Below are 24761 nucleotides of genomic sequence, written 5' to 3'. Positions count from 1 at the left end.
CCCCCCCCCCGGCGCCCCCCCCCAACCTTGCGGGGGGGTCGACGTCATTTCGGGGCTCGGACGACCCCGGTCACCAGCCAGGCATCCCCGCGGGCCCGGTGCACGAGTACGACGAGCCGCGCGCCCATGAACACCGTGCAGAAGGCCACCCAGATCGCGACCAGACCCGCCGACAGCGCCGCGAGCGCCAGGGCGACCGGGGCGTAGGCGACCAGGGTGACCAGGCCCGCGCGGGCGAGGTAGCGGCCGTCGCCTGCACCGATCAGCACCCCGTCGAGCACGAACACCACACCGGCGACCGGCTGCCCGAGCGCGGCCACGATCAGCACCGGCACCAGCAGGTCCCGGACCGCGTCGTCGCCGGTGAAGAGCCGCCCGAGCCACGGGCTGGCGGCCGCGAGCAGCACGCCGGTCACCACCCCGCTCCAGGCGCCCCACCGCACCATCCGGTCGGTGGTCTCGCGGGTGCCGGTGACGTCGCCGGCGCCCAGCAACCGGCCGGTGAGCGCCTGCGCGGCGATGGCGATCGCGTCCAGCGCGAAGGCCAGGAACGTCCAGAGCGTCATCGCGAGCTGGTGGGTGGCGAGGTCGACCTCCTGGTCGTCGGCGACCGCGCCCACGGTCACGGCGTACGTCGTCACCAGGATGGCGGCGCGCAGCGTGATCGTGCGCACGACCAGCGGCGCTCCGGCGCGGCTGGCCGCCCGGATGCCCGGCAGGTCGGGTCGCAGCGCGGCGCCGTGACGTCGCGCGGCGCGGACCACGACGACCACGAACGCCGCGGCGCTGGCGACCTGGGCCAGCACCGAGCCGAGCGCGGATCCCGCGATGCCGAGGCCGGCGGGATAGACGAGGAGCAGGTTGAGCACGACGTTGAGGGCATTGCCGCCGACCGCCACGACCAGCGGCGTCCGGGTGTCCTGGAGGCCGCGGAGCACGCCGGTCGCGGCGAGCATGAGCAGCAGCGGCGTGGTGCCGAGCAGCGCGATCCGCAGGTAGGTGGTGGCCGGGTCGGCCACGTCCGCCGAGGCGCCGAAGAGGCGCACCACCGGGCCGGCGAGCGGGACGCCGACGACGGTGACCGCCGCACCGATGAGCACCGCGAGCCAGAGGCCGTCGACGCCCTGGGCGATCGCCCCGCGCAGGTCGCCGGCGCCCAGGTGCCGCGCCACGCCCGCCGTGGTGCCGTAGGCGAGGAACACGCACAGCCCGATGACCGTCTGGAGCACCGCCGCGGCGATGCCGAGGCCGGCCAGGGGCAGGGTGCCGAGGTGCCCGACGATGGCGGCGTCCGCGAGCAGGAACATCGGCTCGGCGACCAGCGCGAGGAAGGCCGGGACGGCCAGTCGGAGGATCTCCCGGTCGCGTGCCGTGGTCAACGCGCGGGCCTAGTCATCGTAAGGTGCAATGTCGGCATGTGCTCGATACCTGACTAGTCAGAGGCGCTTGTGGACAATCCTGGGGCAGAGCCGATCCACCACGCTATGTCGACAAACCAGCAGATGACCGGCAGGTGACGCGCAGCTGAACGTCGCGGTCGCCCCAACTTTTCCGTGTCCACACCTGTGAGCACGTGTTTGCGCAGGTCAACGGCGGTCCGATCGCGGATCGGGGCGTGGTCTCCACAGCGCGGTCCCCAGGCTGTGCACACCTCCCGGCGTGTCGTCCACGGCCGGTCCGCCGGTTATCCCCAGCTTGCTCGGGGTCCTGTGGATACGGGGCTGTCGCGGCGGCACCCGGACCGCGTACGGTCCCGGAGGTCCGACGGGGTCGCGGCGGCGTGGTTCGAGCGTGGCTCGAGCGCGGTGCCACGGCGGCCCCGGTGCGGGCGGGTGCGGATCCGGTGTCGCTGCAGTGTCGGCGGCCCGGTCTACCGTGGCTCGCGCACGGTCGGAACGGGGTCGCGAACGGGGTCGGTCTGGTAGTCATTCGAGGGGAGCAGCAGGGCGGATGAGCCTCACCGAGCAGGACTCCCGGGGGTTCCCGGAGCCACCGTTGGACGACTGGGGCGACGGCCCCGCGTCGTACGCACCGGGCGAGCGGCCGACCACCCCGGGCGACCGCACGCCGCCGCAGGACATGGCGGCCGAGCAGTCGGTGCTCGGCGCGATGCTGATCTCGAAGGACGCGATCGCCGACGTCACCGAGACGATCCGCGGCGTCGACTTCTACCGGCCCTCCCACGAGACCATCTTCGACGCGATCATCGACCTCTACGGTCGCGGCGAGCCGGTCGACATGGTGACGGTGGCCGCCGAGCTCCAGCGTCGGGGCGAGCTGCAGCGCATCGGCGGCGCGCCGTACCTCCACACGCTCTCGGCCAACGTGCCGATCGCGGCCAACGCCGGCTACTACGCCGAGATCGTGCGCGAGACCGCCATCCTGCGCCGGCTGGTCGACGCCGGCACCAAGATCGTGCAGATCGGCTACGCCGGCGAGGGCCAGGTCGACGACATCGTCGACCAGGCGCAGGCCGAGGTCTACAAGATCACCGACAAGCGGTCGAGCGAGGACTACGCGCCGCTGAGCGACATCATGGACGGCGTCCTCGACGAGATCGAGGCGATCTCCAACCGCGAGGCCGGGCTGTACGGCGTCCCCACCGGCTTCGCCGACCTCGACGACCTGACCAACGGCCTGCACGCGGGTCAGATGATCATCGTCGCGGCCCGTCCCGCCATGGGGAAGTCGACGGTCGCCCTGGACTTCTGCCGGGCCGCCTCGATCCACAACAACCTGACCAGCGCCTTCTTCAGCCTGGAGATGACGCGCTCCGAGATCACCATGCGCCTGCTCTCGGCCGAGGCGAAGGTGCCGCTCAACCACATCCGCAACGGCAACATGGGCGACGAGGACTGGGCCAAGCTCGCCCGCAAGATGGGCGAGGTGTCGTCGGCGCCGATGTTCATCGACGACTCGCCGAACATGACGATGATGGAGATCCGGGCCAAGGCCCGTCGCCTCAAGCAGCGGCACGACCTCAAGCTGATGGTCATCGACTACCTCCAGCTGATGACGTCGGGCAAGAAGGTCGAGTCCCGCCAGCTGGAGGTCTCGGAGTTCTCCCGCCAGATCAAGCTGCTGGCCAAGGAGCTGGAGATCCCGATCATCGCGCTCTCCCAGCTCAACCGCGGCCCCGAGCAGCGCGGCGACAAGCGCCCGATGATGTCCGACCTCCGCGAGTCGGGCTGTCTCACGGCCGACACCCGCTTGATGCGCGCCGCCGACAACACCGAGATCACGCTCGGCGAGCTGATGGAGTCCGGGGCTCGGGACATCCCGGTGTGGTCGCTCGACGACCGTCTCAAGCTGGTGCCGCGCACGCTCACCCATGCCTTCCCCTCCGGCCGGAAGCCGGTCTACGAGCTGACCCTGGCCTCCGGCCGTCGCATCGCCGCCACGGGCAACCACAAGTTCCTGACGTACGACGGATGGGTGCCGCTGCTCGAGCTGAGCCCGGGGTCACGGATCGGGTCGGTGCGCCACGTGCCGCCCCCGCTCGAGATCACCAGGCGCGACGAGGACGAGGTCGTGCTCCTGGCGCACCTGCTCGGCGACGGCTCGTTCGTCCGCCGCCAGCCGCTGCGTTACGCGAGTGTCGACGAGGCCAACCTCACCGCGGTCGCCGACGCCGCCCGCAGCCGCTTCGGCATCAGAGCCGTTCGGGACGAGTACGCCGCTGCCCGCGTCACGACGCTGCGGCTGCCCTCGCCGTACCGCCTGACCCACGGCAAGCGGAACCCGGTCGCCGCCTGGCTGGACGAGGACGGTCTCTTCGGGTTGCGCAGCCACGAGAAGTTCGTGCCCGGCTGGGTCTTCGGGCTGCCCAAGGATCAGGTCGGGCTCTTCCTCCGCCACCTCTGGGCAACCGATGGCTGTGTCTTCTTCGACGAGCAGCGTCGACTGGGGCGGGTGTACTACGCCTCGACGAGCCGTCGGTTGGTGGACGACGTTGCTCGCCTCCTGCTCCGGTTCAACGTCTTCACGCGGATCAAGCGGACCCGCAAGGCCGGTTACCGCGACGGATGGCACCTGCACGTCTACGGTGTCGAGAACCAGCTGCGCTTCCTCGACGACATCGGCGTCCACGGTGCTCGTGGTGAGCGGGCCCGAGTGCTCGCCGAGGCGATCCGAGGCGTTCGCGGCAACACCAATCTCGACACGATCCCGACCGAGGTATGGGAGGACGTGCGCGGGATCCTCGCCGAGCAGGGGATGTCCCACCGGGCGTTCGCCGCGGCGATGGGCACCCAGTTCGGCGGCTCGTCTACGTGGAAGCACGCGCCGTCTCGGCAACGACTCTCCCGTGTCGCCGCGGTGCTGAACGACGCCGACCTCGAGGTGCTCGCCACCAACGACGTCTTCTGGGACACGGTCGCCTCGATCGAGCTGGTCGGCGAGCAGGACGTCTACGACGCGACCGTCATGGGCACGCACAACTTCGTGGTCGAGGGGATCGCGGCTCACAACTCGATCGAGCAGGACGCCGACATGGTCATCCTGCTGCACCGTGACGACGTCTATGAGAAGGAGTCGACCCGCCCCGGCGAGGCCGACCTGATCGTCGCCAAGCACCGCAACGGCCCCACCCGCGACATCACCGTCGCCTTCCAGGGCCACTACTCGCGGTTCGTCGACATGGCGCACTGACCCGACGTCGTCGGGCAGGTGCCCAGGGGATGTGGCGGCCGGTTCGCTACGCCCGGGGCCTGCGTTCTCTGCGGAGCGCGCCGTGGCGGGGGCGCCGTGGCACGCGCTCGGGCCGGACGGGCGGCCATTCCTGCTCGGCGCGGATCACCTCGTCCCACTCGCCGCCCGGGTACCGGTGGGCGACGGTGGTGGTCGACGGTTTCCACAGCAGGACGTCGTGGCTCTGGTCGAGGCGGTCGCGCAGCCGGCGGAACGTGTGGGCGTAGACGACGAGGTCGTTCCCGTCGCGGTCGGCGCTGTAGTCCACCCACCGGGTCTCTCCGGCCAGGACGCTCCACTCGTCGGGCTGGGACGTGGTTCGTCGTACGGTCACACCCACGCGGCTGTCCCGTGGCGGTCGGTCAGGCGCCTTGGCCGAGCGGCTCGATGTCGCCGCGCTCGACGAGCTGCTCGAGGGCACGGCGGCAGCCGGACTGCCAGTCCCCGTTGCGGTCCTGGAAGGACACGACGGCGTCGCCGGCGCAGGCATCTCCTCCGGAGCCGTCGCTGTCGTGCCACGAGCATCGGCCGGTGGCCGCGACCGTGCCGGGCTGGTGGAGGGTGGCGTCGTAGACGTGGGAGGGGTTCATGGCGGTGCTCCCTTCGGGCTCGTCGTCCCGGTACCCGTGCCTCGCTCCGCCCAGCGCCGTCGCGCGGATCTCACGGCTCGAAGGGTCCGGCCAGTTCGGTCTGGCAGCCCGGTCCGGCGGACGACGAGAACCCGTGCTTGACCTTGACGCAGGGTCAGGGTTGCAAGGTCGTGTCATGACCATGACAGCAGCCACACCAGCCCTCCGGATCGCCGGCCTGACCAAGTCGTACGGCGACCACGCGGTGCTCCGCGGCGTCGACCTGGACGCGGCTCCCGGCAGCATCGTCGCCCTCCTCGGCTCCAACGGGGCCGGCAAGACCACGCTCGTGCGCATCCTCGCCACCCTGCTCCGGATGGACGGGGGGACGGCCGTCGTGAACGGCCACGACGTCGCCACGCGGCCCGGCGACGTGCGCGGCTCGATCAGCCTCACCGGCCAGTTCGCCGCCGTCGACGAGATCCTCACCGGGCGCGAGAACCTGACGCTGATCGCCCGGCTGCGGCACCTCCCGGACCCCGGCGCGGTCGCCGACGGGCTGCTGGCGCGCTTCGCGCTGGCCGAGGCCGGCGCGCGGCGGGTCGCGACGTACTCCGGCGGCATGCGCCGCCGCCTCGACCTCGCGATGAGCCTGATCGGGGACCCGCCCGTCATCTTCCTCGACGAGCCGACGACCGGGCTCGACCCGGAGGCGCGCATCGAGGTCTGGCGCGCGGTGCGCGAGCTCGCCGCGGCAGGCACCACGGTCCTGCTCACCACGCAGTACCTCGAGGAGGCCGAGCAGCTCGCCGACCGGATCGCGGTCCTGCACGAGGGCCGGATCATCGTCGACGGCACGCTCGCCGAGCTCAAGCAGCTCCTCCCGCCGGCGCAGGTCGAGTACGTCGAGAAGCAGCCCACCCTCGAGGAGGTCTTCCTCGCCCTCACCACGACCCGGACGGAGATCTGACATGCCCACCACGATCCGGCGGGGCGTCGCGGACGCCGCCGCCCTGAGCGGCCGGTCCCTGCGCCACATCCTGCGCAGCCCCGACACGATCGTCACCACCGCGGTCACGCCGATCGCCCTGCTGCTGCTCTTCGTCTGCGTCTTCGGCGGCGCGATCGACACCGGTGGTGAGGAGTACGTGAACTACCTGCTGCCCGGCATCCTGCTGATCACGGTGGCCACCGGCATCTCCTACACGGCCTACCGCCTCTTCATGGACGTCTCGGGGGGCATCTTCGAGCGGTTCCAGTCGATGCCCATCGCCCGCTCGGCGGTGCTGTGGGGACACGTCGTGACCTCGGTGGTGGCGAACCTGCTGGCGCTCGCGCTCGTCCTCCTCGTCGCGCTGGCGATCGGCTTCCGCACCGGCGCCGGCGTGCTCGCCTGGCTCGGGGTGGTCGGGATCCTCGTGCTCTTCACGCTGACCCTGACGTGGCTGGCCGTGATCCCCGGACTGACCGCGAAGTCGGTGGACGCCGTCAGCGGCTTCTCCTACCCGCTGATCTTCCTGCCCTTCATCAGCTCGGCGTTCGTGCCCACCGCCGGCATGCCGGGTCCGGTCGGCTGGTTCGCCGAGCACCAGCCCGTCACCTCGATCGTGGACACGCTGCGCGACCTCTTCGCCGGGCAGCCCGTCGGCACCGACATCTGGGTCGCGCTCGGCTGGTGCGTCGGCCTGCTGGCGGTCGCCTACCTGGGGGCGATGCGCGCCCACGACCGCAGGGTCGCGTGAGGCAGGCTGTCGCCATGTTGACGATCAGCCAGCTCGCGGCGTACGCCGGCGTGACGGTGCGCGCGGTGCGGCACTACCACGCCAAGGGGCTGCTGCCGGAGCCCGGGCGGGACCACTCGGGCTACCGCCGGTACGACGCCGCGGCCGTGGTCGAGCTGATCCGGATCCGGACGCTGGCCGAGGCCGGCGTGCCGCTCTCCCGGGTGCGGGACCTGATGGCGGCCGACGAGGAGGAGTTCGCGGCGGCGGTCGAGGACATCGATCGCCGCCTGCGCGCCGAGATCCGCGACCGGCAGCGGCACCGCGAGCGGATCGCGCAGCTGGCGGCCGGTGACAGCCTGGCGCTGCCGCCGGAGGCGGTCGCCTATCTCGACCGGCTGCGCGAGATCGGGGTGGCCGAGCAGATCGTCGAGGCGGAGCGGGATTCCTGGATCCTCGTGGCCGCCCAGCTACCCGAGCAGATGCCCGTCTACATGGAGCTGAAGCGGCAGCAGCTGGACGATCCACGCACGGTCGCGGTCTACCACGACTTCCCCGCGATGCTCGAGTGGTCGCCCGACGACCCCCGCCTGGTGGAGTTCGTCGACCGTCTGGTCGCGCAGATCAACGACGTGCCGGCGGAGGCCTGGGAAGCGGACTCGGCGTTCGGCGACGACCTCGCGGCGCTGCTCGACTCGGTGTTCCTCGACTCGGTGCCGGCGGCCCGCCGGATCATGGAGCTGATCGAGGAGCGCGGCTGGACCGGGTGGACCAAGCTGGAGCGCCGCGAGCCGGCGACGCGCTCGTGACGGCGCCGCCGGCTCGCGACGACTACTGCGGCATCTCGGTCTGGAAGGGCCGCACCTCGACCTTGCCGCGGCACGCCTTCGAAGCCTCGGCGGCCAGCCTGAGGGCGACGTCGAGGTCGGGCGCCTCGATGACCCAGAAGCCGCCGAGGTGCTCCTTGGACTCGAGGTAGGGGCCGTCGGTGATGATGGGCTCGTCGCCCTGGCCGTCGACGACCGTCGCGGTCGTCGCCTGGTCGAGGCCGTCGGCGAAGACCCAGTAGCCCTCCGCCTGCAGCTTGTCGTTGAAGGCGCCGGTGTCGGCGAACGCCTGCTCCATCTCCTCCCGGGACGAGTAGTTGCCGAAGTCGTCGTACTCCGCCGGGCCGTGCACGGACATCATGTACCTGGGCATCGCGTTGCTCCTTGATCTCGGTTGTCGGCGGCCCGGTGGCCGCCGCTCACCTTCGCTACGAACGGCGACGGCACCATTCGACACCCTCGTGGATCCGCATGGCTCGGAGACGATCGGCTGCCGCAGGATCGGAGCTCGCCTCGGCGTGCCCGGTAGGGGTCGAGCTCTTCTCGAGGTCGACCTTCACCGGGTCTCCCGTCGCAGTGACCGCGCTCACCCGTCCCGGTGAGGGGCGAAGCCCTCAGGGGTGGGAGCGCGCGGCCGATCTCGTGACCGAATCCTGCCGGTCACGAGGAGTGAACCATGTCCGCCGTACGCCGTCGCGCGCTGTCGATCCTCGGCGCGCTCACCGCCGCCGCCCTGTTCGGCGGCCTGGTCGGCGACCCGCCGACGGCGCCCGCTGCGAGGGTCTCGACGGCCGGCGTCGCGACCGCCGGGTCCGCGGAGTACGTCGAGGACGCCCACGGCATCCAGGTGCGACGCAGGTACGTCGTGACCGGCGCCCCCGCCGACCGGACGGTGCAGGCCGGGGACCGGATCCGGATCTCCGGCGACGCGGTCACCGCGCGCCGGCACGGCCGGGCCCGGGCGCGGAGGGTCACGCTCGTCGAGCGGACCAGCGGCAGGTGGAGGCGCGTCGAGTCGACCCGGACCCGCCGGTTCGGCGCCTGGTCGGTGGTGCTCGACGCCGGCACCGATCTCACGACGCGCACGTTCCGCGCCGAGCTCTCGAGGGGCCGGGGCCTGCGCGGCGGCGCGTCGAGGTCCTTCCGGGTGCGGGTCGTCGCGGGCGTGACCGCAGACCCGACGCCGTCGGCCCCCGATCCCGGACCCGCCACGACGCCCGCGCCCGCGACCGGCGAGGTCGCCGACCCCGCCGAGCCGCTGCCCGCGGGGTACGCCGGAGCCGGCTCGGCGAGCGACTGGTCGGCGCTGATCTCGGGCGGCTCCCGGTGGAACCCGTGCGAGGTGATCCGGTGGGCCTACAACCCGGCGGGCCAGGGCTACGACGCGCTCGCGGACGTGCAGCGTGCGTTCGCCAGGATCGCCGGCGCCTCCGGGCTCCGCTTCCACTACGTCGGCGCCACGTCGTGGCGCTACCTCGGCAGCTCCGACGACGCCAGCGGCTTCCCGGGCGACACGGCCGACATCGCGGTCGGCTGGGCCAGCGCGGCGGAACTGCCCGTCCTGAGCGACATGACGGTCGGGTACGGCGGCGCCAGCGGCTGGACGGTTCCGGGCGCCGACGTGCGCATCCGGCTCCGGCGCGGGTTCCTCGTCCTCGACAACGGGCACGCCCTGCCGACCGGGTTCGACCGGCCCGGCTGGGGGCAGATCGAGCTCCACGAGATCCTGCACACGCTCGGCCTGGGCCACGCCTCGGGCTCGAACCAGCTCATGTACGGCACCGCGACGTGGCGCAACCTGACGTTCGGCGCGGGTGACCTGGCCGGCATGACCAGGATCGGCGCCCCGGCGGGCTGCCTGTCCTGACGCCTCGCGTCAGGAGGCCGCGTCGGCCAGTCGACGCTCGACGGCCACCCGGGCCTGGTCGTAGACGTCGTCGGTGCCCAGCAGCAGCGACCGCAGGTTGGCCGAGTCGAGGTAGGACACGAGGTCGAAGGCCACCAGCGCGGGATCGGCGTCCGCCCGCACCTCCCCGACCGCCTGCGCCTCGGCCACGGTCGCGGCGATCAGCCCGACCCACTCCTCGTCGACGGCGGCGATCGCATCGCGGATCGCGCCGGGCCGCGCGGCATACTCGTGTGCGGCGCGGCTGAAGAAGCAGCCGCCCGGGAAGCGCCGATCGCAGGAGTACTCCAGCCACGCCTCGAGCAGCCGCCGGAGCCGCGCCATCCCCTGCGTCGACTCCAGGGCAGGCTCGATCACGGAGTGCACGAAGATCGCGCGGGCGGCGCGGATGGTCGCGAGCTGGAGCTGCTCCTTGGTCCCGAAGTGCGCGATCAGGCCGCTCTTGCTGATCGACAGCTCGCCGGCGAGTCGGCCGATGGACAGGCCCTCGAGGCCCTCGACCGAGGCGACGTCCACCGCCCTGCGCAGGACGACCCGGCGGGTCCGGTCGCCGCGGCGCACCCGCCCGTCGGTGACCCCCTCGGGAGACGTGTCGTCGACCAGCTGCTCACTCATCGGGTCCAGCCTAGTTGCGGGAAGGGGATTGACGCGGCAAGAAAATAGTACGATCGTTCGTGTTGTTTGGTCCATCCCCGAGCGAGAGGCCCCCGATGACCACCACCGATCTCCCGGTCGGGCTCGCGACCGGGGTGCCGACATGAATGCCGTGCGCATCCGCGCGGCGGGATCCGCCGACCGCGCCGCCGTGGCCGCGCTGCTGCGCGGGCTGTCCGCCGAGTCGTCGTACCGCCGCTTCCAGACCGGGATCGGGCCGGAGCCGGGCGCAGCCGTCCTGACCGCGCTGCTGCCCGACCGCCTGCGCGGTGGCGCCGTGCTGGCGTACGCCGGGCGGCTCGTGGTGGGCCACGGCGTCTGGGTGCGTGCCGGCGCGGCGCCGGTCGCCGAGATCGGCCTCGTGGTCGCCGATGCCCACCAGGGCAGGGGGATCGGCACCGCGATGGCGCGGGCGCTGATGGGCGACCTCGCCGCCCGCGGAGTCGAGCGCGTCGAGGTCTTCGCGAGCGCGACCAACGAGGCCGTCGTCAGGATGGTGACGCGCCAGGCACCCGACGCCGTGCGCGAGCTCGACGGCGCCACGGTCACCTACTCCTTCCCGGCGCCCTCGTCCGTGTCACGACGGACGGTCCGGCCCGTCGCCTGAGTCCCCGCCCGGCATGATGCTCGGGTGAGCGAGACGACCTTCGTGCCCGGCGCGCCCCAGTTCGGGCGCTACACACTCCCCGAGGCCGAGGCGGCCGCTGCGGTGGTCGACGCGCGCCAGGTGCTGGAGACGGTCGCCGACCTCGACGACCGGCGGGCCGCGCTCGAGGCGACCATCGACCTCGCGAACGCGCTGACGACCGCACGCCGGGAGGCGGAGGCAGTCGAGCTGCTCGCGCCGGTCGTGGCCGCGGCCCGCGCGGACGACGTCCCGCTCGATGCGCTCGGCTGGGCGCTGCTGATGCTGGCCACCGCCGAGCAGTACCTCGGCCGGGCCGACGCCGCGACCGCGGGCTTCGCCGAGGCCCTGGAGATCGCGCGGCAGCGCGGCGACGACGAGCTCCAGCACTACGTGCTCCACCACGCCGCCCGACACCTCGTCGACCAGGGCGACGTCGATGGCGCCCGCTCGATGTTCGCCGACGCCCTGTCGATCCGGGTGCGGCTCGGTGATCCGCGCGCCGCGCAGACGCAGGCGGCGCTCAGCGCGCTGTCGGGGTAGTCCGTCACGAAGTGGCTGCCGAAACGCCGTCAAGGGCGACCACGTCGTGACGGACCATCCCGGCTCTTGGCCCAGCGCACCGGCAGACCCACTACGGTCTCGAGCGGACCGCGCCGGCCGAGCAGGACGAACGCCGCGCCGATGGCGAGCAGGGCGAGCACGTGGTCGGCGTACGTCGTGGGGTCCTCGGGCGGCCAGACCTCCGGCGTGCGCATGACGACGTGCAGCGAGTAGAGCGTGAGCGTCATGGTGCCGGCGCCGAAGACCACGGCGAGGGCGACCGTGGCCGCGCGGGGGAGCACCCGCGCGAGCAGCAGGCAGGTCGCGACCACGCAGACGGCGCTGCCGATCGTCTGGGCGAGGTCGAACGGCGTCGCGGAGTGCGGCGCGACCACCAGCAGCCACGACCAGTCGCCGCCGGTCGGCGTGGTGCCGAACATGCCCGTCGCGTTCTCGGCGGCCACGACCGGATCGACCAGTGTGCGCGAGACCTGCGTGGCGAGCAGCGCGACGCCCAGGCCGCCGCCGGCGAGCGCGGTCAGCAGCGACCTGTCCCGCAGGTCGGCGCGGCCGAGGGCGAGGCCGACCAGCAGGTACGCCAGCCACGGCACGACCGGGTAGTAGCCGGTGAACAGCAGCTCGCTCGCCAGCCGGCCTGGGTCGAGGAGCTGGCCGAACGACGGGTTCTCGAAGCCCCGCGGCGGCAGGTGCGGACGGATCAGGTGCGAGGCCACCGGGGCGAGCACCACCCACCCGACGGCGAGCACCACCAGTGCCCGCAGGCGCAGGAGCGTGAACGGCAGTCCGAGCAGGAACAGCAGCCCGTAGTAGGCGAGGATCACCGCGATCCCCGTCTCCAGCCCACCGAGCACCAGCCCCAGCAGGCCGATCAGCACCGCACGGACGGCGATGGCAGCCGACCGCCGCGCGAGCGGCGCGCCGCGCAGCGGCTCGCGCGTCATCAGGGCCAGGCTCACCCCGGCGAGCACCGCGAACAGCGCCGACGCCCGGCCACCGGCCAGCCACTGACCGAAGGTCAGGTCGCCCGCCGGCGTCCGCTCGTCGAGGACGTGGGTGGCGACCATGCCGAGCAGGGCCAGGCACCGGGCGACGTCCAGCCCGACGAGCCGATGGCCCTGGCTCACTGCCGTGATCGCCACTCGTCGGCGAGCAGCGCGTAGCCGAGGCCGTCGAGCCAGCCGCGGGACCGGTGCAGCGACTCGCCGAGGTTGTGCGCCTCGCGACGCATGCCCAGTCGCTCCATGATCCGCCACGACGCGACGTTGTCGGCGAAGCAGAGGGCGGTGACCCGGTGGAGGTCGAGGTCGTCGAAGCAGACCCGCAGCAGCGCGGCCGCCGCCTCGGTCGCGTAACCCTGCCCCGCGTGCTCGGGCGCGATCACCCAGCCGAGCTCGGCCTGCCGGTCCCGGGCCCGGTCGGCCACCTCGTGCTGGGCCCAGGGCGACTCGATGCGGAGCATCAGGTCGCCGACGACGGTGCCGTCGCGCTCGACGACGAGCGTGGTGGCCAGGCGCTCGGGATCGCGGAACGCCTCGGCGTACTCGTCGCGGTCCGCGATCGCCCGCGACAGCCACTCGCTGACCTCCGGGATCCGGCGGAAGGCCCACGTCGCGTCGACGTCGTCGGCCGTCGCCGGGCGGATCTCGAGCCGGTCGGTGCGCACCGGCCAGGCGACGGCGCTCAGGTCCTGGGGCATGGGCCGATCCTGCCCGACGGAGCCGACCTGCTGCGACCGGTGGACTACGCCGGGTCGAGGGCCGGGTCGCGCAGCGGATGCGGCACCACCGAGAGCGACATCCGGCCGAGCCAGGCGGGCACCTCGCGGCGTACGTCGGACGGCCCGTCGATGCGCACGTCGCCCGTGCGCAGGGCATCGTCCCAGGTGCGGTCGACGCGCCACAGCCGCACCATGGTCGAGAGCGTAGTGACGACCGTGGCGGCGACGTCGAAGCCGGGGTCGTAGTCGCACACGTCGGCGTCCTCGCCGTTGACGCACAGCCACCACGACGACGTGCGCGCGGGCTGGTCGGTGAAGTCGAACCGGACGACGGTCCGGCGGCGCGGCCACGCGTCGAGCGGCACCGACCGGCGGATGTCCCAGAGGAGCAGGTGCGGGTCGAGGTCGTCCTCGCCGAGGTCGCCGATCCAGCGGATTCCCCACGCGCCGAGGCCCTCGACGACGGGCCTGAGCTCCATCCCGCACTCGGTGAGGTGATAGCTCGTGCGCCCGTCGACGACGTCGCGTCGGATCACGCCCGCACGCTCGAGGGTCCGCAGCCGCTTGGAGAGCAGGGCCGGCGACATCTTGGGGTTGCCGCGCCGCAGCTCGTTGAAGTGGGTGCTGCCGGCGATCAACTCCCGGACGACGAGCAGCGTCCACCGCTCGTCGAGCACCTCCATGGCCTTCGCCACCGGGCAGAACTGGCCGTACGTCGCCATGGCGCACCTCCCTGAGCGCACTCCCTCGGACCCCCAGTAGACGCCCGCTCCCGCGTCGAGCACCAGTACAGATCGTGAACCGGCGGTGGTTCAGACCTGGCACTGGAGCTCGACCCTGATCGGGCCGGAGGCTTCTCGCACCGACAACCACGTCGGATCCCGAGAGGAAGAGACGATGAACCAGCAGACCCTGATCGACCCCGCGGCGGACGCGGCCATCAAGGCCAAGCACAAGGCGCTCTGGGCCTTCGGCGACTACGCCGCCGTCGCGACGGAGGTGATCGCCGCGCTCGGCCCGCGGGTCGTGGCGGCCACCGCGATCGGCCCGCGGGACCGAGTGATCGACGTCGCCGCCGGCTCCGGCAACGCCTCGCTCCCGGCGGCCCGCGCCGGGGCCGAGGTCGTCGCGTCCGACCTCACGCCCGAGCTGCTCGCGACCGGCCGCACAGCGGCCGAGGCGGAGGGCCTCGACATCGACTGGCGGGAGGAGGACGCCGAACGACTGCCGTACGACGACGGCGAGTTCGACGCCGCCATCTCGGTGGTTGGCGTGATGTTCGCACCACACCACCAGCAGGCGGCAGACGAGCTCGTCCGCGTGGTCCGGCCCGGCGGCCGGATCGGCCTGATCAGCTGGACGCCGGAGGGCTTCATCGGGCGGATGTTCGCGACCATGAAGCCCTATGCGCCCGCGCCTGCGCCGGGTGCGCAGCCGCCGCCGCTGTGGGGCGACGAGGCGCACGTCCGGCACCTGCTCGCCGACCGGGTCACCGAGCTGGCGGTGGTGCGTGAGCAGCTGCCGGTCGACCGGTTCGCGACGGCGGTCGAGTTCCGCGAGTTCTTCAAGGCGGTCTACGGCCCCACGATCGCGGTCTACCGGTCGTTGGCCGACGACCCGGCCCGCGCCGCGGAGCTCGACGCCGCCCTCGACGAGCTGGCCCGCGCCCACGACCTCGGCGGCGGTCGCATGGAGTGGGAGTACCTGCTGGTCACCGGGCGGCGGGCGTGACGGCGACGTAGACCTTCCGCAGCGTCTCGGTGACGGTCCAGGTGGTGCGCTCGCCGCCGCGGAGTCGTACGGCGACGCCGGGTCGCAGCTCGACGACCTCTCCATCGTCGAAGGTCACGGTGCCGCGGCCGGCGAGGACCACGAACACCTCGTCGGCCTCGGTGTCCTGCTCGGTGCCCGGTGGCATCTCCCACACGCCGACCTCGGTGTCGCCGACGGCGTCGAGCGCGAGCGTGCGGTCCGGTCCGAGGCCGACCGTCAGCACGTCGGCGCAGAGGGCGCGGGTCACGAGTCGAACCCCAGTCCGACGGCGTCGAGGGCCCTCAGCCACAGGTTCCGCCGGCCCTGACGGTGGTCGGCGCGGTCCAGCGACCAGCGGGTGACGTTGATGCCGACGGTGGCGAGCGGCTCGGGTGGGAACGGCAGGGGCTTGCGTCGCACCATCGCCAGCCGGGTGCGGGGCGTGCACAGCCCGGAGAGCCGGTCGAGCATCACCTCGGCGGCGAAGCGAGTGGCGCCGACGCCGAGGCCGGTGAAGCCCGCGGCGTAGGCCACCCGCCCCTGCGCCGCGAGCCCGTGGAACGCGACGAACTGCGTCGAGGTGTCGATCGCCCCCGCCCAGCGGTGGGTGAACGCGATGCCCTCGAGCTGCGGGAACGCCGCGAGGAAGTGGGAGGCCAGGCGGCGGAAGGTCTCCGGCCGGTCCTCGTACGACGCGCGTACGCGTCGGCCGGGGTGGTAGATCGCGTCGTACCCGCCCCACAGGATCCGGTTGTCCGCGGTCAGGCGTGAGTAGTGGAACTGGTGGGCGACGTCGCCGAGCCCCTGCCGGTTCGCCCAGCCGACGGCGGCGAGCTGCGCGTCGGAGAGCGGCTCGGTCATCAGCACGTAGTCGTAGACCGGGACCGTCATCAGCCGGGTCCGGCGCAGCAGCGACGGGAAGACGTTGGTCGCCAGCGCCACCCGGTCGGCGGTGACGGTGCCGCCGGTGGTGCGGACGGCGACCGGTCCGCGGGTCGCGGTGTCGAGCCCGGTGACGCGGGAGTGCTCGTGGATCTCGACGCCGAGCTCGGCGGCGGCCCGGGCCAGCTCGCGGGCGAGGCGGGCGGGGTGCACCAGCGCACAGCCGTCGCGGTCCCAGCCGCCCGCGAGGAAGAGCGGGCTGTCGATCTCGGCGCGCACGGCGTCGCGGACGAGGAAGCCCTCCCCGCGCAGCCACTCGACCTGGTGCGGCTCGACGGCGACCGACAGCGCGCCGGTGCGCTCGAGCTGGCAGTCGAGGCCGAGGTCGCGGACGTCGGCCTCGAGGGCGTCGAGGTTCTCGTGGCCGAGGCGCTCGAGCTCGTCGTACTCGTCGGGCCAGCGGGCGCGGCCGTTCTCCTCGCCGTGGGTGAGGCTGGCCTCGCAGAAGCCGCCGTTGCGGCCCGAGGCCGCCCAGCCGACGGCGCTCGCCTCGAGCAGGACGACGCGGGCGCCGGGGTTGCGCCGCTTGGCGAGCAGCGCGGTCCACAGGCCGCTGTAGCCGCCGCCGACGACGGCGAGGTCGGCCGTGGTGTCGGAGGTCAGGGCGTCGTACGACGTCGCCGGGGCGTCCTCCAGCCAGAAGACCGCGGACCGCGAGCCCGCGAGCGCCGCCTCGACGACGGCGCTCGCGGGCGCGTGCTTCTCGTACGCGGTCCGCTCAGCGGGCATGGACGTCGCCGGCCTTGAGCGCCTCGTCGAGGATCGCGAGCCCCTCGCGCGCCTCGTCGTCGCTCATCGTGCACGGCGGCACCACGTGGATCCGGTTGGTGTTGGCGAAGGGCAGCAGGCCGGCCGACTTGCACGCCACGACGACGTCGTTGAGCTGCGCCGGCGACAGCATCGCCCTCGTCTCGGGGTCGGTGACCAGGTCGAGCGCCCAGAAGGCGCCGACGCCGCGCACGTCGCCGACGCACGGGTGCCGCTCGGCGATCTCGGCGAGGCCGGGGCCGAGGACCTCGCGGCCGAGCCGGTCGGCGTGCTCGACGATGCCCTCGTCGCGCATCGTCTGGATGGTCGCGACCGCGGCCGCGCAGGCGAGCGGGTGGCCCGAGTAGGTCAGGCCACCCGGGTAGGGCACGTGGTCGAACGTCGCGGCGATCCGGTCGCTGATGACGACGCCGCCCAGCGGCACGTAGCCGGAGTTGACCCCCTTGGCGAACGTGACGAGGTCGGGCACCACGTCGTACCGGTCCAGCGCCAGCCAGCTGCCGGCCCGACCGAATCCGGCCATCACCTCGTCGAGGACCATGATGATGCCGTGCTGGTCGCACAGGTCGCGGACCCCGGCCAGGTAGCCGGGCGGCGGCGGGAAGATGCCGGCGGTGCCGGGGATCGTCTCGAGGATGATCGCCGCGATGGTCTGCGGCCCCTCGGACTCGATGGTGCGGCGCAGGTGGGCCAGCGCACGCTCGCACTCCTCCTCCTCCGACGTCGCGTGGAACTCCGAGCGGTAGAGGAACGGGCCGAAGAAGTGCACGGTGCCGGCGGTCGCCGTGTCGTTGGCCCAGCGGCGCGGGTCGCCGGTGACGTTGATGGCGGTCTGGGTGCCGCCGTGGTAGCTGCGGTAGGTCGAGAGCACCTTGAACCGGCCGGTGTGCAGGCGGGCCATCCGCAGGGCGTGCTCGTTGGCGTCCGCGCCGCCGTTGGTGAAGAAGACCTTCTCGAAGCCGTCCGGAGCGATGCCCGCGATCAGCTCCGCGGCCTGCGCCCGCTGCTCATTGGCGAACGCCGGGGCGATCGCGCAGAGCCGGTCGGCCTGCTCCTTGATCGCCGCGACCACGCGCGGGTGCTGGTGTCCGATGTTGGTGAAGACCAGCTGGCTGGAGAAGTCCAGGTAGCGGCGGTCGTCGTCGTCCCAGACGTAGGACCCGCGCGCGGCCGTGATCACCATCGGGGTGATCTCGGCCTGGGCGGACCAGGAGTGGAAGACGTGCTTGCGGTCCAGGTCGTACGCGGTGCTCATGGTTCCTCTTCCTCAGTGGTTCTTCGGGAAGGCCAGCTCGAGGCCGCCGGCGGTGCCCGGGTCGGGCCAGCGTGCGGTGACGACCTTGCCACGCGTGAAGAAGTGCACGCCCTCGGTCCCGTGGGCGTGGGTGTCGCCGAAGAGGGAGGCCTTCCAGCCGCCGAAGGAGTAGTAGGCCATCGGCACCGGGATGGGGACGTTGACGCCGATCATGCCGACCTGCACGTCGGTCTCGAACGCGCGCGCGGCGCCACCGTTGCCGGTGAAGATCGCGGTGCCGTTGCCGTACCTGTTGGCGTTCACCAGGTCGAGCGCCTCGCGGTAGGTGTCGGCGCGCACCACGCTCAGCACGGGGCCGAAGATCTCGTCGGCATAGATGCTCATCGACGGCGTCACGTGGTCGAAGAGCGTGGGGCCGAGCCAGAAGCCGTCGGCCTCGCCGGCCGCGTCGACCTGGCGCCCGTCGACGACCAGCGTGGCGCCCTCCGACTCGCCCGCGTCGACGTACGACGCCACCTTGTCGCGGTGCGGCCTGGTGACGAGCGGGCCCATGTCGGTGTCCTGCGCGCCGTCGCCGATCCGCAGGGTGTGGGTGCGCTCGGCGATCTTCTGCACGAGCGCGTCGCCGGTCTCCCCGACCGCGACCACGACGCTGATCGCCATGCAGCGCTCGCCGGCCGAGCCGTAGCCCGCGCTGACCGCGGCGTCCGCGGCCAGGTCGAGGTCGGCGTCGGGGAGGACGACCATGTGGTTCTTGGCGCCGCCGAGGGCCTGCACGCGCTTGCCGGCCCGGCTCGCGCGCTCGTAGACGTACTCGGCGATCGGGGTCGAGCCGACGAAGCTGATCGACGCGACGTCGGGGTGGTCGAGCAGGCCGTCGACGGCCACCTTGTCGCCCTGCAGCACGGTGAAGACGCCGTCCGGGAGACCGGCCTCCTTCCACAGCTCGGCCATCCAGATCGAGGCGGACGGGTCCTTCTCGCTGGGCTTCAGCACGACCGCGTTGCCGGCGGCGATCGCGATGGGGAAGAACCACATCGGGACCATCGCGGGGAAGTTGAACGGGCTGATGATGCCCACGACGCCGAGCGGCTGCCGGATGCTCTTCACGTCCACGCCGGTCGAGACCTGGGGGGAGTTGCCGCCCTTGAGCAGGTGCGGGATGCCGCACGCGAACTCGACGACCTCGAGCCCGCGGGACACCTCGCCCAGGGCGTCGGAGCGGACCTTGCCGTGCTCGGCCGTGATCAGCGCGGCCAGCTCCACCTTGCGCGCGTCGAGCAGCTCGCGGAACCTGAAGACGACCCGGGTCCGCGCGCTGATCGAGGTGGCCGCCCAGTCGCCGGCGGCCTTCTTCGCCGAGACGACCGCCGCCTCGATCTCCTCCGGGCCGGCGAACGCGACCCGCCCGGTCACCCGGCCGGTGGCCGGGTTGGTGACGTCGCCGGCTCTCGTGCCGCCGCCCGGGTGCGCCTTGCCGTCGATCCAGTGCGGGATGGTGGTCGTCATGCCGCCAGCGTGCCCGGGGCCCTGCGGTACGGCGAGGGACGCCCTGTCGTCGATCGAGGTCTGTGTGCGACAGTACGTCGCATGCCGGTCACCGTGCGCGAGGCGCTCGCGCTGCCCGTGCTCGCCGCGGGAGACCCGGTCGTGCTCGGCGGCGAGCCGGGCCTCGACACCGTGCTGCGCTGGGTGCACGTCTCCGAGGTGCGCGACGTCGGCGCGGTGCTCTCGGGCGACGAGCTGGTGCTGACGACCGGCCTCGGCATGGCCGCCTCGCCGGCCGCGGCCGACGACTTCGTCCGTCAGCTGGTCGAGGTCGGCGCCGCCGGGCTGGTCATCGAGCTCAGCGCGGCGTACCCCTCGGTGCCGGAGCCGGCCCTGCGCCGGGCCCGCGCGGCCGGGCTGCCGGTCGTCGCGCTCAACCGCGGCGTGCGCTTCGTCGAGGTGACCGAGCAGGTGCACCGGGCGATCGTGGCGGAGCAGTTCGAGGAGGTGCGGTTCGCGGGCGACGTGCACGAGACCTTCACCGAGCTGGGGCTGGCGCGGGCGCCGATGGGGCGGCTGGTCGACGCCGCGGCCGACCTGGCCGGCGGCTCGGTGGTGCTCGAGGACCTCTCGCGGCGGGTGCTGGTCGCTGCCTCCCGCGGTGAGCCGGTCGACCGCCTGCTCACCGACTGGGAGCGACGCTCGCGGCTCACGCCGTTCGCCCGGGCGACGGATCGCGGCGGGCCGGAGGCCTGGCTGACCACGCCGGTCGGCATCCAGGGCGGGGCGTGGGGGCGGCTCGTGGTCACGACCGTGCGCGACGAGGCGCGGGCGCGACTCGTCGTCGAGCGCGCGGCGCAGGCGCTCGAGCTCGGCCGGATGATCGACCGGGACGACACGGCCGTCCAGCTGCGCGTGCACGGCGGCTTCCTGCTCGACCTGCTCGACGACCGGCTCGGTCCCGAGGCCGTGGCCGCCGCGCGGCTGCGCGCCCTGGGCGTACCCGAGTCGCGCCGGTACGTCGGCGCGGTCGCCCGTCTGCGCACCGAGGGCTCGGTCGAGCGCCTGGTGTCGGCGCTCGGCGAGGTGCCGGGGCTGGTGGGCGTGCTCGACGCCGTGCACGTCGGGCTGCTCGTCCCGGCCGACACCGACCTGGACGCCGCGGCCCGGTCGCTGACCTCGCGCGAGCCCGACGCGGTCCTGGCGGCGGGTCAGTCGGTCGACGGCGTGCTCGCGACCGCGACCTCGCTGCGCTCGGCGCGGGTGGTCGCCGACGTCGCGGCCACGATGCCGGGCGTCGAGGGCTGCGTGCGGCAGGCCGACATCCGGCTGCCCGGGCTGGTGATGTCGCTGCGGCAGGACGCCCGGCTGCAGGAGTTCGTCGAGGCCGAGATCGGCCGGCTGCTCGAGCACGAGGCCCGGCACGGCGGCGGCCTGGTCGGCCTGCTGCGGCAGTTCCTCGCCGTCGGCGGCAACAAGGCCGAGCTGGCCCGGGTCGCGCACCGCAACCGCACCTCGCTCTATCCGGCCCTGCGCCGACTCGAGGAGCTGGTCGGTCATCCGCTGGACGATCCCGCGTCGCGGCTCTCCCTCGGCGTCGCGCTGCTGGCCTACGACCAGGGCCGGGAGCTGTAGGGCGGTCCGTCCGCGGAATACCCGGTGCACCGGGTACTCCGGCACCTCTCGGCGGTTGCAACACCCGAGAAGTGCCAGCAATGCCCGAGAGGTCGGGGACTACTCGGAGGCCGCCATGGTCGCGCCGAGGCCGATCATCATCACGCCCCCGGCGACGCCGAGCGTGTCGAGGCGGGCCGGTCGACGAGCGAACCAGTCCCGCGCCCGGCCGGCGGCCAGCGCCCAGACGCTGTCGGAGCAGCCGGCCATCGTGCCGAACACGACGCCGAGCAGGGCGAGCTGCAGGCCCGCGTGGCCGGCGGACTCGTTGACGAACTGCGGCAGGAAGGCCACGAAGAACACGATGGTCTTCGGGTTCGTGAGCCCCACCGTGAACCCGATCCGCAGCGAACGGTGTGCCGAGGCCCGCCCCACCGCGAGGTCGTCGACCGCGCCGAGGGCGGTCCGCGCGTCGGCCCGGTGGCGGATCGCCTGGACGCCGAGCCACACGACGTACGCCGCGCCGGCGATCTTCAACGCCGTGTAGGCCTGGGCGCTCGCGGCCACGACGGCGCCGAGGCCGACGGCCACGAGGAGCACCTGGGCGGTGATGCCCAGCGCGTTGCCGACCACCGAGAGCAGGGCGTCGCGGCGGCCGACGGTCAGGGCCCGGCCGATGGTGAAGAGCAGGCTCGGACCCGGGAGCTGGATGAAGAGCGCGCTCGCCACCAGGAACGCGAGCCACTGACTGGTCGTGGGCACGTGCTCAGTGTGGCGGCCCGCCGCCCACGGAGCCAGCGGATTCCGTCAGGTGGCCTCGCCCAGCACCAGCCGCACCAGCGGGATGTCGGGGGAGCCGTCCGCCGGCTGGCCGTTGAGCTCGAGCATGGTGGCCGAGAGCCTCCGCCAGGCGCGGGGATGACGACGCGCGTAGTCGGCGAGGACCCGGTCCAGCTCGCCGCGGTCGAGCACCTCCGCGACCGCCGCGCGTCGGGTCCGTCCGAGCGTGACGTGGCAGGCGGGCGTGGCGACGACGTTGCGGAACCACTGGGCCCTCGGCCCGAAGCCCGACGCGACGATCACCGCGTCGGGACCCTCCGGCACGACCACCTCGAGCACGACGTACCGGGGGTGACCGGAGGTTCGACCAACGTGCTCCAGCAGGAGCAGCCGTCGGCCGAAGAGCCAGCCGAACCCGTGGCGGAAGATCGGGATCGGGGCACGGACCAACCAGCGCGTCGACAGGACTCGGCTCGCGATGCTCACGACCGTCAGCCTGCCAGACCAACCGGGCGCTTGCCGGACCAAAGATGGCTTATGCTGACAAGTGTGAGTCTGACCGATCGGGAGCGCGAGGTCGTGGCCCTGCTCCGTCGCGATCCGCTGATCGGGTCCGAGGCCATCGCCCGCGAGCTCGGCACCACGCGCGCCGCCGTCAACGTGCACCTGTCCAACCTCGGCAAGAAGGGCGTCATCCTGGGACGCGGCTACGTGCTGAGCGAGCAGCAGTCGGTCGTGGTCGTCGGCGGGGCCAACCTGGACGTCAAGGCACGCAGCCGGCGCGCCGTCGTCTCCGGCACCAGCAACCCCGGCACGGCGACGATGTCGGCGGGTGGCGTCGGTCGCAACATCGCCGAGAACCTCGCCCGCCTCGGCACCCGCACCCACCTGGTCGCCGCGATCGGCTCCGACGGGCCGGGCGACCAGGTGCTCGCCGCGACCTCGGCCGCCGGCGTGCACGTGGAGCACGTACGCCGCAGCGCCCGGTCGACCGGCACCTACACCGCGGTCCTCGACGTCGACGGCGAGCTCCTCGTGGCGGTCTCGGACATGGCCGCCACCGACGAGCTCGACAGCGACCACGTCGCCGCTGCCCGCGACCTCGTCGCCGCGGCGTCGCTCGTCGTCCTCGACGGCAACCTCGCGACGGCGACCCTCGACTTCGCACTCGACCTCGCCGCTCGGGTCGGCGCGCGGGTCGTCCTCGAGCCGGTCAGCGTCCCCAAGGCGGCGGCGCTCGCGCCACTCCTCGTCGCCGACCGGCCGGTCCACGTCGTGACCCCCAACCGCGACGAGCTGGCCGCGCTCACCGACCTGCCCACGCGCACCCAACGCCAGGTCGAGCGGGCGGTCGCGGCGCTGCACCGCCGCGGCGTCGAGCTGGTCTGGGTGCGCCTGGGCTCCGGCGGCTCGCTGCTCAGCGGCCCCGCCGGGACGACCACCCTGGACGCCGTACCGACCGAGGTCGTCGACGTCACCGGTGCCGGCGACGCCATGCTCGCCGCCTTCTGCCACGCCCTGCTCGGCGGGGCGGCGCCGGCCGCGGCCGCGACGTACGGCCACGCGGCCGCCGCACTCACCATCGCCAGCCCGCACACCGTGCGGCCCGACCTCACCGAACGCCTCGTCAGGAGCACCCACGCATGACCGCCGTCCCCCACCCCGCCCTGCAGCTCGCGCCCGAGGTCGCCGACGCCATCGCCGAGGGCCGCCCGGTCGTCGCGCTCGAGAGCACGATCATCAGCCACGGCATGCCCTACCCCCAGAACGTCGCCATGGCGACCGAGGTCGAGGGCATCGTCCGCGACCACGGCGCGACGCCCGCCACCGTCGCGGTCCTCGACGGTCGGCTCTGCGTCGGGCTCTCGCCCGAGCAGCTCGAGCTGCTCGCCAGCGACGACGACGTCACCAAGGTCAGCGTCCGCGACCTGCCGTACGTCGTGGCGCGAGGTGCCCACGGCGCCACGACCGTCGCCGCGACGATGCGCGTGGCCGCGATGGCCGGCATCCGGGTGTTCGTCACCGGCGGCCTCGGTGGCGTCCACCGCGAGGCTCCGCAGACCTTCGACGTCAGCGCCGACCTCACCGAGCTCGGCCAGACCTCGGTGGCGGTCGTCTCCGCGGGCGTGAAGTCGATCCTCGACATCGGCCTGACCCTCGAGACCCTCGAGACGCTCGGCGTGCCGGTGCTGGTCGACGGCAGCGACGAGTTCCCGTCGTTCTACTCCCGCTCCAGCGGCTTCGGCGCCCCGATGCGCGTCGACGGCGCCGCGGAGGTCGCGGCGGTGATGCGGGCGAAGTGGGACCTCGGCCTCGACGGCGGCATCGTCGTCGCCAACCCGATCCCCGCCGAGGACGAGATACCGGACGACGAGATCGGCGTGATCATCGAGCAGGCGCTGGCCGACATGGGTCGCCTCGGCATCCACGGCAAGGACGCCACGCCGTACCTCCTCGGGCGCATCGTCGAGATCACCGGCGGCGCCTCGCTGACCGCCAACATCGCCCTGGTGCGCCACAACGCGCGGCTCGGCGCCGCGATCGCGGCGGCGTACGCCGTGCGCTGAGGCACCTCAGCTCTCGCCGTCGACGGCGTATCTGGCCGCGATCTCGGGACTCCTCCCGATGTCTGGCAGCGCCTCATCGGGGAGCGTGGACTGCCACGAGATCCACCCGGCCCACTCCCGAGAAGGCAGTCATGAATCCCCTCAGCGTCAACCCCGCGATCGTCCTCGACCACGCGCTGCGCGCCGGGTCGGCGGACCGCGCGGCCCGGAACCGCCGCGCCCGCCGCGCCCAGAACGCCGCGCGCACCGCCCGCGTCGCCCTGGAGCGCGCCGGACTCTGACCCCGGCGCCGGAGAGGTACGTCGTGCCGGGCGTCCTCGCGC

General features: G+C 73.1%; 26 protein-coding genes. 12 read left to right on the top strand and 14 right to left on the bottom strand.

Annotated features, from left to right (window positions below; translation table 11 throughout):
* Window positions 1-44 precede the first annotated feature (44 nt).
* On the bottom strand, window positions 45-1379 hold the full coding sequence (locus tag PZ894_RS12670) for an MATE family efflux transporter (RefSeq protein WP_275745233.1): 1335 nt from the start codon (window positions 1377-1379) through the stop codon (window positions 45-47).
* A gap of 571 nt (window positions 1380-1950) precedes the next feature.
* On the opposite strand from PZ894_RS12670, the gene PZ894_RS12665 reads away from it, so the two are divergent.
* Complete coding sequence (locus PZ894_RS12665; RefSeq protein ID WP_275745232.1) at window positions 1951-4650, top strand: replicative DNA helicase; 2700 nt, start codon at window positions 1951-1953, stop codon at window positions 4648-4650.
* A gap of 46 nt (window positions 4651-4696) precedes the next feature.
* On the opposite strand, the gene PZ894_RS12660 is transcribed toward PZ894_RS12665, so the two are convergent.
* Together PZ894_RS12660 and PZ894_RS12655 are read right to left on the bottom strand one after the other, a co-directional pair.
* Entirely contained in the window at window positions 4697-5023 is a 327-nt protein-coding gene (locus PZ894_RS12660; RefSeq protein ID WP_275745229.1) for a hypothetical protein, read from the bottom strand.
* 28 nt (window positions 5024-5051) lie between these two features.
* Complete coding sequence (locus tag PZ894_RS12655) at window positions 5052-5279, bottom strand: hypothetical protein (RefSeq protein WP_275745227.1); 228 nt, start codon at window positions 5277-5279, stop codon at window positions 5052-5054.
* Between the two features lie 181 nt (window positions 5280-5460).
* Here PZ894_RS12655 and PZ894_RS12650 point away from each other — a divergent pair, with 181 nt between their 5' ends.
* Genes PZ894_RS12650 through PZ894_RS12640 form a run of 3 tightly spaced genes read left to right on the top strand, consistent with a single transcriptional unit; the run spans window position 5461 to window position 7788 of the window.
* On the top strand, window positions 5461-6228 hold the full coding sequence (locus tag PZ894_RS12650; RefSeq protein WP_345799155.1) for an ABC transporter ATP-binding protein: 768 nt from the start codon (window positions 5461-5463) through the stop codon (window positions 6226-6228).
* Between the two features lies 1 nt (window position 6229).
* Window positions 6230-7000: an ABC transporter permease gene (locus tag PZ894_RS12645; RefSeq protein WP_275745224.1), complete on the top strand. Its 771-nt coding sequence runs from the start codon at window positions 6230-6232 to the stop codon at window positions 6998-7000.
* 14 nt (window positions 7001-7014) lie between these two features.
* A complete protein-coding gene (locus tag PZ894_RS12640) occupies window positions 7015-7788 on the top strand; it encodes a MerR family transcriptional regulator (protein ID WP_275745223.1) in 774 nt (257 codons plus the stop codon).
* Window positions 7789-7810: 22 nt separating this feature from the next.
* On the opposite strand, the gene PZ894_RS12635 is transcribed toward PZ894_RS12640, so the two are convergent.
* Window positions 7811-8179 carry a YciI family protein gene (locus PZ894_RS12635; protein ID WP_275745221.1) on the bottom strand — a complete coding sequence of 123 codons (369 nt, stop codon included), beginning with the start codon at window positions 8177-8179 and terminating at the stop codon, window positions 7811-7813.
* 303 nt (window positions 8180-8482) lie between these two features.
* Between PZ894_RS12635 and PZ894_RS12630 the strand changes: the two genes are divergently transcribed.
* Window positions 8483-9673: a hypothetical protein gene (locus PZ894_RS12630; protein ID WP_275745219.1), complete on the top strand. Its 1191-nt coding sequence runs from the start codon at window positions 8483-8485 to the stop codon at window positions 9671-9673.
* A 9-nt stretch (window positions 9674-9682) separates the two neighbouring features.
* On the opposite strand, the gene PZ894_RS12625 is transcribed toward PZ894_RS12630, so the two are convergent.
* Window positions 9683-10327, bottom strand: coding sequence for a TetR/AcrR family transcriptional regulator (locus tag PZ894_RS12625; RefSeq protein ID WP_275745218.1), 645 nt, complete (start codon window positions 10325-10327; stop codon window positions 9683-9685).
* Window positions 10328-10469: 142 nt separating this feature from the next.
* On the opposite strand from PZ894_RS12625, the gene PZ894_RS12620 reads away from it, so the two are divergent.
* Complete coding sequence (locus tag PZ894_RS12620) at window positions 10470-10973, top strand: GNAT family N-acetyltransferase (protein WP_275745216.1); 504 nt, start codon at window positions 10470-10472, stop codon at window positions 10971-10973.
* 24 nt (window positions 10974-10997) lie between these two features.
* Window positions 10998-11534 (top strand): hypothetical protein, encoded by a 537-nt coding sequence (locus tag PZ894_RS12615; protein ID WP_275745214.1) that lies wholly within the window; start codon window positions 10998-11000, stop codon window positions 11532-11534.
* A gap of 29 nt (window positions 11535-11563) precedes the next feature.
* Here the strand turns inward: PZ894_RS12615 and PZ894_RS12610 are convergent, their stop codons facing one another.
* Genes PZ894_RS12610 through PZ894_RS12600 form a run of 3 tightly spaced genes read right to left on the bottom strand, consistent with a single transcriptional unit; the run spans window position 11564 to window position 13994 of the window.
* The gene (locus PZ894_RS12610) at window positions 11564-12679 is read right to left on the bottom strand and encodes a heparan-alpha-glucosaminide N-acetyltransferase domain-containing protein (protein ID WP_275745212.1); all 1116 of its coding nucleotides are present in this window, start codon (window positions 12677-12679) and stop codon (window positions 11564-11566) included.
* Window positions 12676-13251, bottom strand: a complete 576-nt coding sequence (locus PZ894_RS12605; protein ID WP_275745210.1) for a GNAT family N-acetyltransferase — start codon at window positions 13249-13251, stop codon at window positions 12676-12678. Before PZ894_RS12605 ends, PZ894_RS12610 begins: the two co-directional genes overlap by 4 nt.
* 44 nt (window positions 13252-13295) lie before the next feature.
* Window positions 13296-13994 (bottom strand): helix-turn-helix domain-containing protein, encoded by a 699-nt coding sequence (locus PZ894_RS12600; protein ID WP_275745208.1) that lies wholly within the window; start codon window positions 13992-13994, stop codon window positions 13296-13298.
* 175 nt (window positions 13995-14169) lie between these two features.
* Here PZ894_RS12600 and PZ894_RS12595 point away from each other — a divergent pair, with 175 nt between their 5' ends.
* Window positions 14170-15003: a class I SAM-dependent methyltransferase gene (locus PZ894_RS12595; protein WP_275745207.1), complete on the top strand. Its 834-nt coding sequence runs from the start codon at window positions 14170-14172 to the stop codon at window positions 15001-15003.
* On the opposite strand, the gene PZ894_RS12590 is transcribed toward PZ894_RS12595, so the two are convergent.
* The 4 genes from PZ894_RS12590 to PZ894_RS12575 are packed head-to-tail and all read right to left on the bottom strand — an operon-like array spanning window position 14984 to window position 19498.
* A complete protein-coding gene (locus PZ894_RS12590) occupies window positions 14984-15292 on the bottom strand; it encodes a cupin domain-containing protein (RefSeq protein ID WP_275745205.1) in 309 nt (102 codons plus the stop codon). The two genes, PZ894_RS12595 and PZ894_RS12590, sit on opposite strands and share 20 nt — an antisense overlap.
* Window positions 15289-16695, bottom strand: a complete 1407-nt coding sequence (locus PZ894_RS12585; RefSeq protein ID WP_275745204.1) for an FAD-dependent oxidoreductase — start codon at window positions 16693-16695, stop codon at window positions 15289-15291. Before PZ894_RS12585 ends, PZ894_RS12590 begins: the two co-directional genes overlap by 4 nt.
* Window positions 16685-17989: an aspartate aminotransferase family protein gene (locus PZ894_RS12580; RefSeq protein ID WP_275745203.1), complete on the bottom strand. Its 1305-nt coding sequence runs from the start codon at window positions 17987-17989 to the stop codon at window positions 16685-16687. The genes PZ894_RS12585 and PZ894_RS12580 overlap by 11 nt, the downstream gene beginning before the upstream one ends.
* 12 nt (window positions 17990-18001) lie before the next feature.
* A complete protein-coding gene (locus PZ894_RS12575; protein WP_275745202.1) occupies window positions 18002-19498 on the bottom strand; it encodes a CoA-acylating methylmalonate-semialdehyde dehydrogenase in 1497 nt (498 codons plus the stop codon).
* Window positions 19499-19579: 81 nt separating this feature from the next.
* Between PZ894_RS12575 and PZ894_RS12570 the strand changes: the two genes are divergently transcribed.
* Complete coding sequence (locus tag PZ894_RS12570) at window positions 19580-21112, top strand: PucR family transcriptional regulator (protein ID WP_275745200.1); 1533 nt, start codon at window positions 19580-19582, stop codon at window positions 21110-21112.
* 99 nt (window positions 21113-21211) lie between these two features.
* Here PZ894_RS12570 and PZ894_RS12565 read toward each other — a convergent pair whose 3' ends face one another.
* Both PZ894_RS12565 and PZ894_RS12560 read right to left on the bottom strand, forming a co-directional pair.
* A complete protein-coding gene (locus PZ894_RS12565; RefSeq protein WP_275745198.1) occupies window positions 21212-21853 on the bottom strand; it encodes a LysE family translocator in 642 nt (213 codons plus the stop codon).
* A gap of 45 nt (window positions 21854-21898) precedes the next feature.
* Entirely contained in the window at window positions 21899-22357 is a 459-nt protein-coding gene (locus PZ894_RS12560; RefSeq protein ID WP_275745197.1) for a nitroreductase family deazaflavin-dependent oxidoreductase, read from the bottom strand.
* Between the two features lie 63 nt (window positions 22358-22420).
* Here PZ894_RS12560 and PZ894_RS12555 point away from each other — a divergent pair, with 63 nt between their 5' ends.
* The 3 genes from PZ894_RS12555 (at window position 22421) to PZ894_RS12545 (ending at window position 24719) form a co-directional block, all read left to right on the top strand.
* Window positions 22421-23518, top strand: coding sequence for a carbohydrate kinase (locus PZ894_RS12555; RefSeq protein WP_275745196.1), 1098 nt, complete (start codon window positions 22421-22423; stop codon window positions 23516-23518).
* Window positions 23515-24438 (top strand): pseudouridine-5'-phosphate glycosidase, encoded by a 924-nt coding sequence (locus tag PZ894_RS12550; RefSeq protein ID WP_275745195.1) that lies wholly within the window; start codon window positions 23515-23517, stop codon window positions 24436-24438. Before PZ894_RS12555 ends, PZ894_RS12550 begins: the two co-directional genes overlap by 4 nt.
* A gap of 131 nt (window positions 24439-24569) precedes the next feature.
* The gene (locus PZ894_RS12545) at window positions 24570-24719 is read left to right on the top strand and encodes a hypothetical protein (RefSeq protein WP_275745193.1); all 150 of its coding nucleotides are present in this window, start codon (window positions 24570-24572) and stop codon (window positions 24717-24719) included.
* Window positions 24720-24761: the final 42 nt, after the last annotated feature.

This window comes from Nocardioides sp. YIM 152315, from assembly GCF_029210375.1.
Lineage (GTDB): Bacteria > Actinomycetota > Actinomycetes > Propionibacteriales > Nocardioidaceae > Nocardioides.
Note: the sequence above shows the minus strand (reverse complement) of the source record. Positions and strands in the feature narration are given on the sequence as shown.

Coding starts and splice junctions, on each gene's coding strand:
- PZ894_RS12545 (WP_275745193.1), top strand. CDS start 24,570: ATGAATCCCCTCAGCGTCAACCCCGCGATCGTCCTCGACCACGCGCTG.
- PZ894_RS12665 (WP_275745232.1), top strand. CDS start 1,951: ATGAGCCTCACCGAGCAGGACTCCCGGGGGTTCCCGGAGCCACCGTTG.
- PZ894_RS12625 (WP_275745218.1), bottom strand. CDS start 10,327: ATGAGTGAGCAGCTGGTCGACGACACGTCTCCCGAGGGGGTCACCGAC.
- PZ894_RS12595 (WP_275745207.1), top strand. CDS start 14,170: ATGAACCAGCAGACCCTGATCGACCCCGCGGCGGACGCGGCCATCAAG.
- PZ894_RS12570 (WP_275745200.1), top strand. CDS start 19,580: ATGCCGGTCACCGTGCGCGAGGCGCTCGCGCTGCCCGTGCTCGCCGCG.
- PZ894_RS12600 (WP_275745208.1), bottom strand. CDS start 13,994: ATGGCGACGTACGGCCAGTTCTGCCCGGTGGCGAAGGCCATGGAGGTG.
- PZ894_RS12640 (WP_275745223.1), top strand. CDS start 7,015: ATGTTGACGATCAGCCAGCTCGCGGCGTACGCCGGCGTGACGGTGCGC.
- PZ894_RS12605 (WP_275745210.1), bottom strand. CDS start 13,251: ATGCCCCAGGACCTGAGCGCCGTCGCCTGGCCGGTGCGCACCGACCGG.
- PZ894_RS12645 (WP_275745224.1), top strand. CDS start 6,230: ATGCCCACCACGATCCGGCGGGGCGTCGCGGACGCCGCCGCCCTGAGC.
- PZ894_RS12650 (WP_345799155.1), top strand. CDS start 5,461: ATGACAGCAGCCACACCAGCCCTCCGGATCGCCGGCCTGACCAAGTCG.
- PZ894_RS12575 (WP_275745202.1), bottom strand. CDS start 19,498: ATGACGACCACCATCCCGCACTGGATCGACGGCAAGGCGCACCCGGGC.
- PZ894_RS12550 (WP_275745195.1), top strand. CDS start 23,515: ATGACCGCCGTCCCCCACCCCGCCCTGCAGCTCGCGCCCGAGGTCGCC.
- PZ894_RS12620 (WP_275745216.1), top strand. CDS start 10,470: ATGAATGCCGTGCGCATCCGCGCGGCGGGATCCGCCGACCGCGCCGCC.
- PZ894_RS12635 (WP_275745221.1), bottom strand. CDS start 8,179: ATGCCCAGGTACATGATGTCCGTGCACGGCCCGGCGGAGTACGACGAC.
- PZ894_RS12585 (WP_275745204.1), bottom strand. CDS start 16,695: ATGCCCGCTGAGCGGACCGCGTACGAGAAGCACGCGCCCGCGAGCGCC.
- PZ894_RS12655 (WP_275745227.1), bottom strand. CDS start 5,279: ATGAACCCCTCCCACGTCTACGACGCCACCCTCCACCAGCCCGGCACG.
- PZ894_RS12580 (WP_275745203.1), bottom strand. CDS start 17,989: ATGAGCACCGCGTACGACCTGGACCGCAAGCACGTCTTCCACTCCTGG.
- PZ894_RS12630 (WP_275745219.1), top strand. CDS start 8,483: ATGTCCGCCGTACGCCGTCGCGCGCTGTCGATCCTCGGCGCGCTCACC.